The sequence below is a fragment of the Flavitalea antarctica genome, from assembly GCF_054461535.1.
In genome coordinates this window covers 158,093-175,555 of sequence record NZ_JBTLQG010000001.1, presented here as the reverse complement: position 1 = coordinate 175,555, position 17,463 = coordinate 158,093, and the positions used below count along the sequence as shown (strand labels likewise).

Annotated in this window: 10 protein-coding genes; 1 reads left to right on the top strand and 9 read right to left on the bottom strand. The window is 43.5% G+C overall.

Annotated features, from left to right (window positions below; translation table 11 throughout):
- Positions 1-12: 12 nt before the first annotated feature.
- From ACX0G7_RS00585 to ACX0G7_RS00545, 9 genes are read right to left on the bottom strand one after another with little or no spacing between them, the layout of a single operon-like run.
- Complete coding sequence (locus ACX0G7_RS00585) at positions 13-1,098, bottom strand: glycosyltransferase (RefSeq protein WP_458921453.1); 1,086 nt, start codon at positions 1,096-1,098, stop codon at positions 13-15.
- Positions 1,095-2,240, bottom strand: a complete 1,146-nt coding sequence (locus ACX0G7_RS00580) for a glycosyltransferase (RefSeq protein WP_458921452.1) — start codon at positions 2,238-2,240, stop codon at positions 1,095-1,097. Before ACX0G7_RS00580 ends, ACX0G7_RS00585 begins: the two co-directional genes overlap by 4 nt.
- Positions 2,241-2,250: 10 nt before the next feature.
- Positions 2,251-3,129 (bottom strand): glycosyltransferase, encoded by an 879-nt coding sequence (locus ACX0G7_RS00575; protein ID WP_458921451.1) that lies wholly within the window; start codon positions 3,127-3,129, stop codon positions 2,251-2,253.
- A gap of 22 nt (positions 3,130-3,151) precedes the next feature.
- Positions 3,152-4,000 carry a glycosyltransferase family 2 protein gene (locus ACX0G7_RS00570; RefSeq protein ID WP_458921450.1) on the bottom strand — a complete coding sequence of 283 codons (849 nt, stop codon included), beginning with the start codon at positions 3,998-4,000 and terminating at the stop codon, positions 3,152-3,154.
- Positions 4,001-4,049: 49 nt separating this feature from the next.
- A complete protein-coding gene (locus ACX0G7_RS00565; protein ID WP_458921449.1) occupies positions 4,050-5,843 on the bottom strand; it encodes an ABC transporter ATP-binding protein in 1,794 nt (597 codons plus the stop codon).
- A 40-nt stretch (positions 5,844-5,883) separates the two neighbouring features.
- Complete coding sequence (locus ACX0G7_RS00560) at positions 5,884-8,232, bottom strand: GumC family protein (RefSeq protein WP_458921448.1); 2,349 nt, start codon at positions 8,230-8,232, stop codon at positions 5,884-5,886.
- Between the two features lie 18 nt (positions 8,233-8,250).
- Complete coding sequence (locus tag ACX0G7_RS00555; protein WP_458921447.1) at positions 8,251-9,030, bottom strand: polysaccharide biosynthesis/export family protein; 780 nt, start codon at positions 9,028-9,030, stop codon at positions 8,251-8,253.
- A 47-nt stretch (positions 9,031-9,077) separates the two neighbouring features.
- Positions 9,078-10,076: an SDR family oxidoreductase gene (locus ACX0G7_RS00550; protein ID WP_458921446.1), complete on the bottom strand. Its 999-nt coding sequence runs from the start codon at positions 10,074-10,076 to the stop codon at positions 9,078-9,080.
- Between the two features lie 26 nt (positions 10,077-10,102).
- Positions 10,103-11,389 (bottom strand): nucleotide sugar dehydrogenase, encoded by a 1,287-nt coding sequence (locus tag ACX0G7_RS00545; RefSeq protein ID WP_458921445.1) that lies wholly within the window; start codon positions 11,387-11,389, stop codon positions 10,103-10,105.
- 845 nt (positions 11,390-12,234) lie between these two features.
- Between ACX0G7_RS00545 and ACX0G7_RS00540 the strand changes: the two genes are divergently transcribed.
- Entirely contained in the window at positions 12,235-17,460 is a 5,226-nt protein-coding gene (locus ACX0G7_RS00540) for an amino acid adenylation domain-containing protein (RefSeq protein ID WP_458921444.1), read from the top strand.
- Positions 17,461-17,463: the final 3 nt, after the last annotated feature.

The following is a 17,463-nucleotide window of genomic DNA, read 5'->3' as shown; positions in this document are numbered from 1 at the left end:
AACTTCTTGTTATCAGTTATTTACCAGATTCCGGTATGCACTAACGAATTTTTCCGCGATTGCCGTATTGAGATATTCAGATTTTACCAGGCGGTAAGCATTTTCAATCATCAGTTCTGACGGATTATTGACAGTTTTCACTACCGCCGCAACAAAAGCGTTTTCATCGCCACTTTGCACAGGACATCCGGTCTCCCCGGCGATCAGGATTTCCCCGATTCCTCCTACATTATATGCTACTACGGGCGTCTTGCAGTAAAATGCTTCCAATATCACACCAGGTAAACCTTCAATAATGCTAGGTAATACCAGCAGATCTGCCTGTTTTATCAGTTGCATGGCATCTTTACGGAAACCGTGAAAAATCACTTTTTCATTCAGCTCCTTCTGCCTCACCAGGTTTTCTATTTCATCCTTAAGGATACCGTTGCCCACCAATTCAAGGGTCGCATGATGCCCGGCTTTTATGATTTTTTCGAAAATGCTGATCAGCCCCCGATGATTTTTTTCAAAACTAAAACCCCCGACATGAATGATACGAATAGGCTGTCCTGGCAACCTCGCCGGCTTTTGGATTTCAAAAAGATCCGGTTCCTCGATTCCTATGGGTATGGTGACGATGGGTTTCGAAAAGTTTGGGAAAGTTTCCGAAAAATCTTTCGCGGAGGTTTTACTTACTGATGCCACCAGGTCAGTATAACGAAAGAAGAAACCGTTGAACACTTTAGCTGTAACAGATTTGATGTAAAGACTGATGGTACTTGCATTTCTGAAGACAATCGGTGGTTTCCATCTGTATAGTAATTTTGAAGAGACTGCATACTTCAGGGTATCCCCGGCATTTGCTTGTATCAGATCCGGTTTTTCCTGTGTGATAATTTCCGCCAGCCTTTTCCATGCAGTTTTGTCAACAAAACGTTTCTTATTATTACCACCAAGGTAGAATTTTTTTCCATTAAAGGGTAGTGGCGCCTCGCCCGGAAATACAAACACAAGTATTGCTTCATGTCCGCTCTGATTCAAGTGTGTGGCCAACTGGGAAGCAAACATCTCTGCTCCTCTTAATTGCGGTTTCTGTACAAGGTGAAGGATTTTCACGGTCGTACTCCCATTTTACGATGAAGGTAATCTTCGAACTGTTTCACAATATCACTAAGCTCGAAGTTAGTTTTCGCATAGATATAACCGTTAGCAGCAAGTTCATGTGCTGTTTGAAGATTATTTTTATACCAGGTCATTGCTTTAAAAATTTCATCCGCTGATTCAGTCCCGAACTCATAGCCTGTTTGCAAATGCGTAACTATCTCCTGGTTCTGTGGAATATTGGTGGTAAGGATTGGCAATTCCGCAAATAAAGCCTCCACGAGGGCTCCGCTAAAGCCTTCCATGATGGATGGAAACACGAAACAATCATAGTCTGCCAATATCTCCGGTACGTCTTTCCTGGCTCCCAACAACATTACCTTCTTTTCTAATTTCTCTGTTGAAATTAACCTGGTCAACTCTTCTTTCAGGGGCCCGTCCCCGACGATTGTCAGGGTTGCATCCGGATGCTGACTTAGAAATTTGCCAAACCCCTGGATCAGCTGCCGATGGCCCTTTACGGTAAACAAACGGCTGACGTTTACAAAATTGATAGTTCTGTTCAGAGGAATATTTCCTGCAGGCCTTCGTTTAATTTTGAAGCTGTCCCGACCCCTGTTAATGACCTCTATTTTGTCCGGTTTAATGGCAAGATGAACAGCGTTTGCGTCTTTTATTGCCTTTGAATTTGCCACAAAGCCCACACAGTATTTGCTGGTATAGCGATTAATGGCTTTAAATACATTCACCAGTTTGCGGGCCTTCCAGCTTAAATGCTGGTTATAAGATGCAGTGTAAAGGTCGTTTACAAAAGTGCCTATTACCGGTACACGGGAAGACCTTGCTACCAGCCTTGCTACGATCTCAGACCGGGTTAAATAGGCAATAATCAGATCCGGCTTTTCTTCACTCACAATTTTTTTTAATCGCTGGTAAGCCTGGATAAATCCGTATTTCTGCCGGATGTTTAAGGAATAAACCTTCAAGCCGCATTCTTGAAACCGTGGTTTTAATGCTTCGCCCGGATAGAGATGGCAAATGACGGATTCAGTCTTAACAAATCGGCTGCTGTTAGCCAAAAGGCTTTGTTCAGCGCCGCCAAGCTGGAGGGTATCGATTACAAAAAGGATCTTCTTCGTCCCTTCGGGATAGTTCATAATGACGCGCTTAGTTGGAATTTTTGCTTTGAAATGTCAGGGATTTCGGATCAAGGGTTTTACCTTCAACTCCTCTTACCCCATGCCAGATGCCGGTAAGTCTTAACTTAACACGTTGAAAGCGATCCGGTGCAAAAACAGCCGCGCCGATTAATAACTTTGATTGTAGAAAAGTATATTCGAGTAAACGTTTCAAAGAAAAATATTCCTTCAAAATAAGCATTTGGTTACGGGATGAATAATACCCCCGCCATAAAGTTGCTTTCGTAAAGGAACCCTGACCACCAAGATGTAAACGGTTTACAGGCCCCAGGTCAAGCAAGCCAATTTTATAACCATGTTTTTTGAGACGGATGATGTATTCGTCATCATCACACATCATGAAAAAACGCTCACAGGTTGTTCCAATTTTTCTGACTACATCACCACGGATAATTGCGCCATCAACCAGGGCATAATCAACTTCAGTCAGGGGTTGGGATGTGATCACTTTTCTTTTGGTTCCGAAACGAATGTTAGAACCACTTAACCCTACCAGTCCGAAATCTGATTTACTAATATGGGTTACCAGGTCTTTCAGGACATTTGGCTTGTAATAGGAATCATCATCAAGAACCCAGAAATAATCGAAGTCTTTCAACTTCAATCCAAGTTTCATCCCTTGGGAAATTGCATACCCTGCACCCATGTTCGTATCCAGGTGAATTGTTTTTATTCGCTGATCGATGAGTAAGGTCTGAAGATATTCTTTAGTGCCATCCGTACTGCAATTATCAACAATAATAATATTAGTAGGCGGATATTCCTGGTCGAGAGCATGGGAAAGCGTGGATTTGAGAATTTCCAGCCTGTTATATGTGACCATGACGGCACAAACAGTGTTATTCATAAAGGGTGTTTGAAATGAGTGATTACATAAACCGGTATTTCACGATCCGCAGGTAATTGAGGATTCTTGTCGGATTATGTTTAATGGCTTTCAGCAGATATTCCATGGACTTTTTTCTATCATTCATTTTATAATTTGAAAATGCGATAGTAGCGCAGATGTTTGAAATTTCTTTGGGATCATGTGTTTGCAAAAAAGCAAAATGTTTTTTTAGAAATTGAGCGCCACCATCACTTTTCCGCTGCCAGTTTGTACGGATCCGTTCGCCTGCATGAATGTTGATTTGTATAAGGAATTTGCGAACGGTAACGATTTTGTAGTCAGTTTTGCGGATCTCATCTATAAGGCGGTATCCCAGATCAGTCTGGATATTTGCGCGGAGTTCAACATCATAACCTCCGATTGCATGAAAGAGGCTTTTCCTGATGAATAAAGAACCGCAGGTGAATTTAAGCATCATTTTTTCACCGAATAAATTGAACATGCCTAACCCTTCTTCAACCCGGGACCCATCTATGAACTTTCTGATTGCACAAGAACAGGCGATGCCGGTTTCGTTATTCATCTCTCTCGTTACCGTTTGCAGCCATTCTGGATAGGCTTCGTCATCACTATCCAAAAAGGTGATAAAATCGTATTTTGCATATTGAACACCGACGTTGAGGCTTGCAGCCTGTCCGGAGTTTGATTTCTTTACGTATCGTATGCGCGAATCTTCCAAAAAATGCTGGATTGCCTCCTCAGTGTTATCAGTTGAACCATCGTCAACAATTATTAGTTCCCAATCTTTAAAGGTTTGAGCCTGTATACTTTTAATGGTTGTTTGAACTAGGAGCGCCCGGTTATATGTGGGTGTTATGATTGAAATCATCTAATAACGATTTTAGAATTCGGTTCTCGGTACATATTTGTCGATTATTCTAAACGGCCTGTAGCATGACCATTTTTTTAAATCTGGTCGACTTGGATATCATTTCATCAAATGTGCCTGACGCCAAAATCTTTCCATCCTCCAATAAATAAATGAGGTCTGCATTTTTTATAGTTGACAACCGATGGGCGATAACAATCATCGTATAACTACCATGAAGTTGCTCAATGTTTTGTTGTATGATCATTTCTGTCTCAGAATCCAATGCCGAAGTTGCTTCATCAAAGATTAATATTTCTGAGTTTTTGTAAAGTTCCCGCGCAATCGAAATACGTTGCTTCTGTCCACCTGAAATCAACATTCCATTGTCCCCTAATTTCGTAAGTTCCTTTTCCGGAAGTGTATCGATGAAGTCAAACAGGGATGCCATCCTAGTAACCTCGATGAATTTTTTCATATTTTCCGGAGTCCTGGGCGCCCAAAACGTAATGTTATTAAAAATGTCATCATTAAAAATGACTGACTCCTGGGATATATATCCAATTTTATTCCTGTAGCTTGCCAGATCATATTCCTTTAGTGGGATGTCATCGATTAAAATATCACCCAATTGAGGCTTATACAACGCAGCAACCATGTTGGCAAGCGTTGTTTTTCCTGATCCACTTTCTCCGATAAAAGCAATCGTTTGCTTCGCTGGTACACTCACTGTTATATTGTCGAGAGCGACTTTATTGTCATAGCGAAATTCAACATTTCTGAATAACACTTCTTTTTCAAGTCTGTGGAAAATACGGTTACCTGTAGGTTCTCTGAACTCCGTGAACTCTGCACTGAGTTTGCTGACTGCTTCCATCCCACCACTGTTCTCTACAAAACCATGCCAATCGTTTTGCAACGAAACAAGAAAGGTCAGTGCCCGGTAGAAAAATAAAAGGCTGGCGAGTATTGTAGTCAGGTTTGTTCCCATCCAGCTTACCTGGATCATTATCACCGTTACGACGATTGTAATGATTATTGGCTCCTTAATACTCAGGGCGATTGCCTTAAGATTACCCATTTTTTTGTTGAGATTTTCAGTCTCGTCGATCACCCGCAGCAGTTTGCTGGAATATTGAGAGAAGGTATTGGTGGATTTAAGGTACTTAAAATAGTGAATAGATTGAACCAGGAACCCGTTAAAGTCGCTGCCCTTTTCAGACAAATCAGCGGAGGCCTTTTTGGTGATCGCGAAAATTTTTCGATAGATCGAATTTGAAAGCGCGGCCCCAAGAACAACCAGCAATGCGAACTGGTAATTTGCCATAAAAGCGAGCCCTATGTAAGTAACCAGCATCACGAACAACTGAGCGGCAGTAAAATACAGCGTCATAGTGTTAAATAACCTCGCTACTTCCCCGGTTAAAGTATTCTGTATTTTTCCAGCGTCATGCTTGATAAAGGCTCCATAAGCCAAATGTTCAAGATCCGATACCATTTTGTACCTTACTTTCTTAATAAAAAACTGACGGATGGAAGCATAATAATTTAGTTGTATGTACTTGAAAATTCCTTTAAGGACAAACAATGATATCAGAATCATAAGTACCGTGGTCAGGTTCATTGTTAAACCCATTCCCTCCATAAGCCTGATAAAGTCATGAAGCTGTCCCAGTGCGCCATCTTTACCCGCCGAATCTTCATTTGAAACTGATTGCAACAGCGGAATAAACATTGCGAGTCCCAATCCGTCCATTAGGCTGATGATGATGCTAAGGCCAAGGTAAACAAAGAACCGGCTTCCGACGATGCGATAATAAAAACTGAAATAGCCCCAAAACGAATTTTTATATGTAAGATCCATTGCTTTTTTTTACTTAAATTAGTTCCTTAACCACTGGCATTTAAGCGCCAGCTCCCAATCTTTTTCTTTTATTTTTGTTCTTTCCGTAGGCGGCACCGTATCCGTAGCCACCGTACTGACTCCCCCTGCTGAAAGATTTTCCTTTTATCCCGTTGATGATAATAGACAAAGAGGGTAATCTTTTTTCTTCATTCAATTTATTGACCAATTTCAGCGAGTTGCGGAGAGAGTATCGGTGACGGACCACAAAAAAGGAAATGTCGGCCCATTTTCCAAGTGTCAGTGCATCTGAAACCAGCCCTACCGGTGGCGTGTCAATAACAATAATGTCGAAATTTGACTTTAGGTATTCGAAAAGAATCTTCATCCTGTTACCGAGAATTATTTCGCCGGGATTTGAAGGCAAGGGGAAACCTGCACTGATAAAATGAAGATTGGGATATTCTGCAGTTGGTCTTACGATATCTGTCACGTCAACTTCGCCTGCAAGAAAATTAGCAAGCCCTTCTGTTTCAGAAACATTCAGTTTCTCCGATAATCCAGGGCTACGAAGGTCAAACTCGAGGAGCACTACCCGCTGGTTTCTGATAGCATAGCTGTTTGCTAAATTCAGACTAACGTAACTTTTGCCTTCCTGGCTTATTGAGGATGTGACGAGAAGAACTTTTGCAACCTTATCCTGACTGAGGTATGATATGTTTGTTCTAAGTGTTCTGAACTGCTCTGCGGCCGGGGTTACAGCCTCAGCAAGCATTACCATCTCCGATTCACCTCTTACATATTCGATTTCGCCGGCAATGTTAATTTTTGTCGCTGCCTCTATGTCTTTCCTGGTTTCAACTTTTTTATTAAGAATCGTTATAAGAAAAATAATGATTGCCGGTATCAGTATTCCACATCCCAATGCGATTTGATAGATAAGCATAGGATCCGGTTCACGGCTGCTTTTATTCATTCTGGAATCAATGATCCGGGACTCGGCGATCTCTGCTGAAGCAAGTTCGATTTCTTTTTCAGACTTTCTCTCCATTAGAAACATATAAACTGCCTGTTTGAGGTTGAGTACACGGTTGACCTGGACATAGCTTTTTTCTTTGCCGGGAAGGGTACGGAACCGGGAGGTGGTGGCCCGCTCCTGATTCGCCAGAAAAGATTCATTGGCTCTCAACTCCTGCCTTAAGTTACTACTGCCTTTTAAGATATTGGCCCGATAGTCTGTCAACGTCTGATTAATCGTTTCAAGTCGTGGGTCAAGCGCCGTCCCCTTTTCCAAGATGTCCTTCTTTTGGATAATGGCCGCGTTGTATTTTGTAATGAGATCATTTAATACCGGGTCCTGGAGGCCGGTGGTGCTGATTATCTCGTCATTATTGGTTCCGGCTTTCACATTCGATTCCATCATTGAAAGCATATTCAACTTGAGCTCATTCTCACTCTTTTGCTTGTCAATAACCTTCATATCACCAAGCAGCTCTGTTGCCGATGCAGAAACATCATTTACCTGGTTTGTGGATTTAAAGTCGCTGACAATGCTCTCCTGCTGATTTAATTCCGCCGTTACTTCATCCAACTGTTTCTGAAGAAAAGTCATCTCAACACGAAGAGCCTTATTTTTATAGTCGAGGTTTGCCAGATCATAGCGGTAAACGAGTACGTTAATCAGTTTTTCAGCTCTTGATGTAAATTCGTCTGTAACTGAGACTTCTAACATATCCGGTCCACCCTTTGGAACAGGTGCGACCTCAATCCTATCCATATATTTCCCGATAATATTATCCCGTCCCACTAACTGGAGATCGTATTCCATCCCACTTTTAAACCCGCTTTTTTTCGAAATTATAATGGTATCATCTCCTACCTTGAGTGGAACATCATATCGACCAGTAATCCCTGAAGTTTCAGTTGATAATTTATACGAGTCATTATTAAAAGTCGCTGTATATACGAACCCGTCGGCATTAGGGTCAGCCATTTTTGCAGTTACCGTAAAAGGTACTGAATCCAGGCTGACTGGTTGGCCTTTAACCCGTTCATTGGAGGTAATTGACACCTGAAGGTTTAAGGAGTCGATTGCCTCCCCTAGTATAGCCCCGGATTTTAACTTGAATATTTCACTACTGATGTTTAACCCGGTTGAACCGCTTTCTGATCCACCTCCGGCAAAAGGAGTTCCTCCAATAAGGTTCTTGGCATCCGTCGGTTTTTTGATCAATACATAGGTAGACAACTTATACAACGGCAGGGTATATTTAAGATACATCACAGCGCCAGCACCAAAAACCAACAGGGCTATGATGAACCAATAAAAGTTTTTTCCTAATTTGGAAAAGTATGTCTTGATATCAAAACCACCCCCGGATTCTTTTTCGTCAATGAATGACTGATCCATGTTTTTCGTTTTTAAGTTTTAGTTGTTTCCGTCCTGTATTATCAGCACCAGGCTAACAACACTTAACGTAAGGCCGAGTAATGTGCTAAACAGCACTGTCTCCTGTTGAATAACCGTATTTGAACGTGGAGGTACAATCAGTACATCTCCATGTTGCAACTGGAAAGTTTCCTTATCAAGCAAAACGTCTTTTTTACGCAAATCAATCTTTGTCATACTTCTTTTACCGTTATTCTGGCGGTACAACTGGATGTCGTAACGTTTAGCCGTGATAGGAAGGTCTCCCGCTGCAGCAAGTCCATCAAGTATTGATGTTCTTTGCTGAGGCAAAATAAAGGTTCCCGGTGATCTCACTTCCCCGAGCACCGAAATGCGAAAAGTAATGAACCTGACATCCACCATTGCTTCCTTCATATACGGGGAAGCAAGCTCTGTCAGTTTGTTCTTTAACTGACGGGCAGTTAACCCGTAAACTTTTATTTTACCTAACATCGGAAATTCGATGAAGCCCTGGGGATCAACTATCTGACCAGGTTCACCTAAAGTAGGTTGCACACCCTTTCTTGTAAAAAATAATGCTGCTTCAGGATCCTTCCCACTAAATGTAATATCAAGCTGATCACCATATTCAATCGCACGTTCTTCTTGCGGCGCCGGCGGAAGATCCACGACATCACTATCGGGGAGATCCTGGAAATAGCGCAGCTTTTTTGCAGTTGTACAGGATGTAAGACACAGAGCCATAACCAGGATGGTCAATGAAATTCGGGATAAACCCGCCAGGAAACGAATCTTCATATACAGCTTTTGTTTTTAAGGGTTAGCCAAAAATAATATTATTTTTTTTATCTACTAATCGCCATCAAATTCTGGCGATACCAATCAAATGCAAGGCTTAAACCCCTTTTTACAGATACCCCCGGGTGATAGCCTATCAGGCCGGCGGCTTTGTCAATATTCGCAAGGCTGTGTTTTACATCTCCTTTCCGGTTTTCCCGGTACACCGGCACCAGACTTATGCCAGCCAAAACTTTGATCTCATTCCACAGTTCATTAAGTGTGGTTCGTTCACCAAACGCAATATTTATTACTTCATGTTTATTGATGCCTTCTGCCAGTAAACCCTTAATGTTGGCCTGAACGGCATTTTCAACAAATGTGAAATCCCGGCTCGTTTCGCCATCACCGTTAATAAACGGGGCTTCACCTTTCAGTGCCGACTCAATAAACAATGGTATTACCGCAGCATACGGGCCTTTTGGATTCTGCCTTGGTCCGAACACATTAAAATACCGGAGTCCCAACGCATGAAAATCGTATGTCGACGAAAAAACATTCGCGTACAATTCATTTACGAATTTTGTAACAGCATAAGGCGACAACGGGTTACCTATTTTGTCTTCGAACTTCGGCAAACCGGGATGATCACCATAAGTACTGCTGCTGGCTGCATAAACCATCTTTTTAACCTTTACATCCCGGGCGGAAACCAACAGATTAAGGAAGCCACTCACATTTACTTCATTACTTGTGATGGGATCGTTTATTGACCTGGGCACAGATCCGAGCGCTGCCTGGTGGGACACGTAGTCAATTCCTTCGACCGCCCTGCGGCAGGTTTCCAGTTCGCGGATATCACCCTCTATCAATTCGAAAGCCGGGTTGTCCAGGAAAGGGTGGATGTTTTCCTGACTGCCGGTACTGAAATTGTCGAGCACACGAACTTTTCCCGCATTATTCTTTAACAGGTATTCGACGATATTCGAACCAATAAACCCGGCACCCCCTGTTACCAGGAACGAAGATTCTGAAATGTCGCCGTTATGAAATTTTTGTTCGTACATATTTATATATTACAGTATTTCAGATATCACAATCGTGCGTCGGTCAGGTTTTTATCAAGAAGACCCTTAACATCGAAAAGCACACATGATTCGCCGCAAAGTTTTTTAACCATCGGGTAGCTGAACTCCCGGTGTGCTACCGCGAGGATCACCGTGTCGTAAGTCTTGTCTTCCGGTAAAGATTTAAGCATACTGATCCCATATTCGTGTTCCACTTCGGCTGCATCTGCCCAGGGGTCATAAACATCTATATTCACCTGGTACTTTTTCAGCTGGTCAATGATGTCGATCACTTTTGTGTTTCTTACATCCGGGCAATTTTCTTTGAATGCAATGCCAAGAACAAGAGCCCTGCTGTTTGCCACTGCTATTCCTTTCCTGATCATCAGCTTCACAACGTTTTCCGCTATGTATGAACCCATGCCGTCGTTAAGTCTGCGTCCCGCCAGTATTATTTCAGGATGATATCCAACTTCCATTGCTTTCTGCGCAAGATAATAAGGATCAACCCCGATGCAGTGACCGCCTACAAGACCAGGTTTAAAGTTGAGAAAATTCCATTTCGTTCCTGCTGCTGCCAGCACTTCAGATGTATCAATATCCAGGTGGTTAAATATCTTTGCAAGTTCATTAATAAAGGCAATGTTGATGTCGCGTTGCGCATTCTCAATAACTTTAGCCGCTTCTGCTACCTTAATAGACGGGGCGAGATGCGTACCGGCTACAATAATGCTGCCATATAATTCATTTATTTCCCTGGCGGACTCAGGAGTTGAGCCTGATGTGACTTTTTTGATCTTGGTAACGGTATGTTCTTTATCTCCCGGATTAATCCTTTCCGGGGAGTATCCGACATAAAAATCCGTGTTGAATACCAGCCCGGACACTTTCTCAAGTACAGGAACACATTCGTCTTCGGTTACACCGGGGTAAACTGTTGACTCATATATAACTATATCTCCTCTTTTCAACACCTTGCCGACGGTATCGCTGGCCTTATATAATGGTGTAAGATCGGGACGGTTATATTTGTCAACCGGGGTGGGTACGGTAATTATGTAAATATTAGCAGATTGTAATTCTTCGAGATCACTGGTGATCAAAATACCGTTACCTTTTTGGGAGGAAGTACGCAGGACCGATTTAAGATCTTCATTACTGACTTCGAGCGTATAGTCATTTCCTGAGAGTAAAGCGGCGACTCTTCTTTGATTGATATCAAATCCTATAACAGGATATTTTTTTGAAAACTCAATTGCCAAAGGCAATCCGACATATCCAAGGCCAATAACGCCGATAACTTTTTGTTCCATAAGGTGCTTATCCTATTTATTTTATTTTTGATTGGTACTCATTAATTAATCATCTGTTCAGATCTTCCACAACCACTATACTTTCATAGGTTTCTAGTTAATATGCATATAGTTTATCTACGGTTGTTCATTTACCAACGCATAACATGATGCCTGAACTTGCTATATCGGATATATCAGTTTCTACGATCAGGACATACAACAAGTAATGAAACGCCAGGAGGTAGTCGAAAGGATGTCAGGTAAGCTGTAATTGCATAGGATGTTGGTGCGACCGACTCATTGCTTTTGTAGTTGTGTAGTTTCAGGGTTTTCCAGAGGATGGACAGGTAGTATAGATGATTTAAAATCAGGCTCAAAAGTAATAATATTTCCGAGATAATGAAATAAAAGGGCAAAAACATTTAAAGGGTCAGGTCGCAAACCGCTGCTCAGGGTGTGTTCATAATCAGTACTTAATGCGATTGTATTTCAAAATACCCACTTGCATCAACTACAAATGCTCCAGGCATAACATAATAATAATAATAATACACTAACATAATAATAATAATACACTAAGTAATACACTTACGTGAAATGATTAAGGTAATGCCCTTGTGAATTAATAAACAGGTGAAAATTGCATACGGGAATGTTTACCCTATTGCACTTATTAATAATTAAAGGTATTTTGGCCCGTCTAAGTCCTCTGATTAACTGATATGGCCGTCACTTTCCTTTCCCAGGTCAAAATCATTATGTCTCTGAATTCCTTCATCGAAGGCTGAATTCATAATCGTTCACACGGAAAGCCAGTTCATTTCAGTTTAATCAGGGCTAGCTTAACCCTTTAATGTACCCTAATGACCCCTTCAAATGCCCTGGCCGGTTCTTCTAACCTGGTACACAATCTGTTGACTACCCCGATAGCCGGGCAATCTTCAGGTATTGCAATCCGCTTCGGTACTGAACAACTTACTTATCAACAACTCGATGAAAGAGCGGGCCGGCTGGCATCCCTGATCAATTCCAGGTGTGCCGGCGAAAAGATAATCGGGACCAGTACAACGCGTTCTATAGACACAATAGTTGGGCTGATTGCCATCCTGAGATCCGGAAGGGCTTATCTCCCACTCGATCCTGCTTACCCTCCGGAAAGGCTTTCTATGATCATATCGGAGTCGGGCATAAAAAGCTGCCTGGTAACCACGGTTGACGTCGACCGGTTCCAACAAACAAGTCTGAAAGTTATTTCAGCGATGGATGTCTCCCTTCCTGCCGGCTTCATAAGCGGGGAAACTGCAAGTTCGCAGATAACTTCACTTGCCTACATACTATTTACATCAGGATCAACCGGGAAACCTAAGGGCGTAAGTATGGGTCACGGGCCACTTGTAAATCTCCTGCAATGGCAGGCTAAGGCTTCAACAGCCGGGCCTGGCACAAATACCCTGCAATTCGCCCCGCTAAGTTTTGACGTTTCTTTCCAGGAAATATTTTCAACACTTACCACCGGCGGTACGCTGGTGCTTGTGGAGGATGACATACGGCTTGATCCATTCCGCTTGTTGTCTTTGATTAAGGACGAATCTATTCACAGGATCTTCCTTCCTTTTGTTGCGCTCCAGCAGCTTGCTGAATCTGCCGGGACAAATAAACGTTTTCCCGCCTGCCTGCGGGAAGTGATGACTGCCGGGGAACAACTGAAAATTACCCCTCAATTGATAAGACTCTTTTCAGCGATACCCGGATGTAAGCTTTTTAATCAATACGGACCGACTGAAGCACATGTTGTTACCCAACTGGTGCTTGATGGTGATGCGATGACCTGGCCGGCGCTGCCTGGCATTGGAAGCCCGATCAGCAATACAAGCATATTTGTGATCGATGAAAATAAAAAGCTTGTACGTTACGGCGAGACCGGGGAGTTAATTATTTCCGGTGTATGCCTGGCTGAAGGTTATCTGAATCAACCCAAACTGACACAGGAAAAATTCATTGAATGGCAACATCCTGATTCGGGCTTGAGGCGGGTGTACTTATCGGGTGACCTTGCCCGTTATCTGCCAGACGGAAACATAGAATTTCTGGGGAGAAAAGATGACCAGGTCAAGATCCGGGGACATCGTGTTGAGCCCGGAGAGATAGAAGTCTTTCTCAATACATATCCGGATGTTGAACAAGCGGTTGTTGTTGCCCGTGAGAACAAGTCCGGACAGAAACGGCTGCTTGCATACCTGAAACCAGTCAAACCATCCATTGATCTGAATGCGGTACGTACCTTTCTTGAACAAGGGTTGCCGCAATATATGGTGCCATCTGCTATCATGCTGGTTGAACATTTCCCGAAAACAACCAGTGGCAAGATTGACAAAAAAGCGTTGCCTGATCTGGACATTAAACGACCTGACCTTGACACAAAATATGTGGCCCCGTCAAACGACACTGAGAAAAAAATTGCCCACGTTTGGGCATCACTGTTAGAGCTGGATCGTACAGGCTGCGATGATAATTTTTTTGAACTGGGTGGCAATTCGCTGCTGGCCGTCAAAACAATTGTTGAACTGAGAGAGAAATACGGCCTCGAGCTGCCAGTGACTAAACTTTACGCATACCCCACTATAAGAGCGCTTGCGGATTTCCTTGACCATGGAGAACATTCAACGTTCCAGGAGTTTGTAAAAAAGAAAGCGTCTACACAAGATATAGCGGTAATCGGCCTTGCGGGCCGTTTCCCGGGTGCTGCAAATGTTGAAGAATTCTGGGCAAACCTGGTGGCGGGAAAGGAAACAACCAGTTTTTTCACCGCGGAAGAACTTGACGGATCTGTGCCCGGAGAGCTAAGAAATAATGCTGCCTATGTAAAAGCAAGAGGTATACTTACTGATGTTGACAAGTTTGATGCTCCTTTTTTTGGTCTGAATCCAAAGATAGCCTCCCTGATGGATCCACAGCAGCGATTGTTCATGGAGATTTCCTGGGAACTACTGGAGAAAACGGGATACCTGCCCGTACATTATAAAGGCACCATCGGGGTATTTGCAGGATCGGGAAATAACACTTACTATATTAACAACGTTTATCCGAACCCCGACCTGGTAGAACAGGTTGGTTCGTTCCAGGTAATGACAGCTAATGAAAAAGACTATCTCGCCACGCGTACCGCTTTTCAATTAGATTTAAAAGGGCCAGCCGTGAGTATGAATACCGGTTGTTCTACATCACTGCTCGCCATCAGCCAGGCTGTGGAAAACATCAGAAGTGGAAGATGTGATCTGGCAATTGCCGGAGGTGTTGCTGTAACTGTTCCATTAAAAAGCGGGCATCTTTACGAAGAAGGTGCCATGCTGAGCCGCGATGGTCACTGCAGGCCCTTTGATGCTATGGCCGGTGGTACAGTGTTCAGTGACGGAGCCGGTGTGGTGTTGTTAAAAAATCTTGAGGAGGCTATTGCTGACGGGGATTCCGTTTATGCTGTTGTAAAAGGAATTGGTGTAAACAATGACGGTTCCGCAAAAAGCAGTTTTACGGCCCCAAGTGCTGCAGGACAGGCAGCTGCCATAAAACAGGCAATAGAAGAAGCGTCGGTAGATGCATCTCAGATAGGTTATATCGAAGCACATGGTACTGCCACTCCCCTGGGCGATCCAATTGAGATCGAAGGCCTGAAAATCGCATTTGGCCGCCAGGATAAACCACAGTATTGTGCTATCGGTTCCGTCAAAAGTAATATGGGTCATCTCACTGCCGCCGCTGGTGTCGCGGGTTTTATCAAAACTGTTCTTGCTATCTATAATAAACAGATACCTGCCTCTATCAATTTCAGCTCACCGAATCCACAGATCGATTTTCAGAATAGTCCGTTTTATGTGAATACACTCTTACGTACATGGGCAACCGAAAAGAGAATTGCGGGGGTTAGCTCGTTTGGCGTTGGCGGTACAAACGTTCATATCCTTGTTGAATCAGCGGAGCAGACTGAATTTCAATCTTCGGACATTAAGCCTGCCCAGTTGTTACAGCTTTCTGCGAAGACCGTCGACAGCTTGGATGCCTATGCGGCCAGGCTGAGCGACTTCCTCGTGCAAAAAACTCAAATCTCTCTCCAGGACCTGGCTTATAGCCTCAGATCTACCCGCCAGCAGTTTAACCAGCGTCGGTTCGTGGTGGCAGGCAACGTTGCCACGGCGATCAGCAAACTTCAGTCTCCGGCTTTACCTGCTGAAAAAAGTGTCAACAAAAATCATATTGAACGTATCGCATTTGTGTTTCCGGGCCAGGGATCCCAGTTCCTGAACATGGGTAAAGATCTTTATCATCATGAAGCAGTATTCAGGGAAGCTGTAGACGAATGCGCATACCTGCTGTACGAATACATGTCTGAAGATATCCGCAGGGTTATATTTGATGAGACTGATCCGCCGGACCTCATCAACAATACCAGGTACACACAACCAGTGATGTTTATCTTCGAATTTGCCCTTGCAAAACTTTGGATGAGCTGGGGCATCAGGCCAGCTGCCATGATCGGCCATAGTATTGGGGAATTCGTGGCGGCTCATTTGTCTGGCATTTTTACTCTTGGAGATGCGATTATGCTGATTGAAGCAAGAGGGCGTCTGATGGCGGAATTACCCGGAGGCGCTATGTTATCTGTGTTTGCAAACGTTGATCAGGTTGGTTCTCTTCTACCTTCCGGATTGTCGGTGGCCGCCATCAACAGCAGGAAGATGACAGTTGTAGCCGGCACCAGTGATGAAATACAGTTATTTGCGGATTCACTCAACGCAGCCAACATAGGCAACAAGAAACTTGTTACCAGTCATGCCTTTCATTCCCACATGATGAAACCTGTACAGGTACCTTTTGAAAAGCTGGTAAGTGGTTTAAAAATCAACAAACCACTTATTCCAATTTACTCAACGGTTACGGGTAAGCTGTTATCAGATGCTGAAGCAATTGATCCCGCATACTGGTCCAATCACCTCGTTTCGACGGTTCGCTTTGCAGATGCAGTGGAGGAGTTATTATCCGGTCCTTCAACCGCATTTCTTGAAGTTGGCCCCAGGAATGTTACCACCACTATGGTTAAGCAACAGGCTGGCGACAGGCCGGTGCTGGCCATTGCCAGCCAGCAGCCCGAAGCAGGTGGACATCATGCCTATGCCGAGCTCTTACACGCAGTGGGCCAGCTTTGGGTTAACGGAATCTCAATGGATTTTTCGAAGCTTACCAATAAAACAAATGCCAGCCGCCTGGATCTTCCTTCCTATGCCTTCGATAAAAAGTTATGCTGGGTAAACGGTGTAAAAGTTCCAAAACCTTCCAAACCCCTGGTGGTACAGGAAACATCGAAAACTCCAATTGTAAATAGCAGGAAATCTGCATTTGTTGATACTATCAGGACTATACTCCAGGATGCTTCCGGCTTTGATATGAAAGATATCCCTGCAACTGCCGGTTTCATCGAAGCAGGCCTTGATTCCTTATTACTGACGCAGGTAGCCCTGACCTTAAAAAAGCGTTTTCCGGTACAGGTGTCCTTCCGCCAGTTAAATGAAGAGTGCAACACCATAGAAAAACTTGCGAAATACTATGACGACAGGATGCCAGCAGACCCGGTAACTGCAGTCAGCTTAACAGGGGACAATAAATCTGCGCATGATTCGTCATATGCCGCTCACCGCGTAGTTCAACCTTTGTCTTCGCCTGGCAATGTGTCATTGCAGGTTTCAGACCAGCCCGTATTAAACGAAATACTACAGCATCTGCAATTGCTGACCAGGCAAGTCGCTGACCTCCAGGCCAACCAGGAGAAATTCCAGCCCGTTGAATCTTTTTTAAAACATAGCCAAAACAGGGACGATCATACGGTGGTTCAGGGTACAGATATAAACCTGCCGCATAAACATAAAGCAACGGACGTTCCACTTTTACATTCTTCAGAAATTATCACTGAACAATACCGGATAAACAATGAGCCACCGGTACCCGGAGCAAAACCTGGCAAGGATAGTAATGGAAACCCGGCCTGGTTTATTTCGAACCCTGCTAAAGCAGGCGGCTACCTGCAAATCGTGAAAAAATAAAGT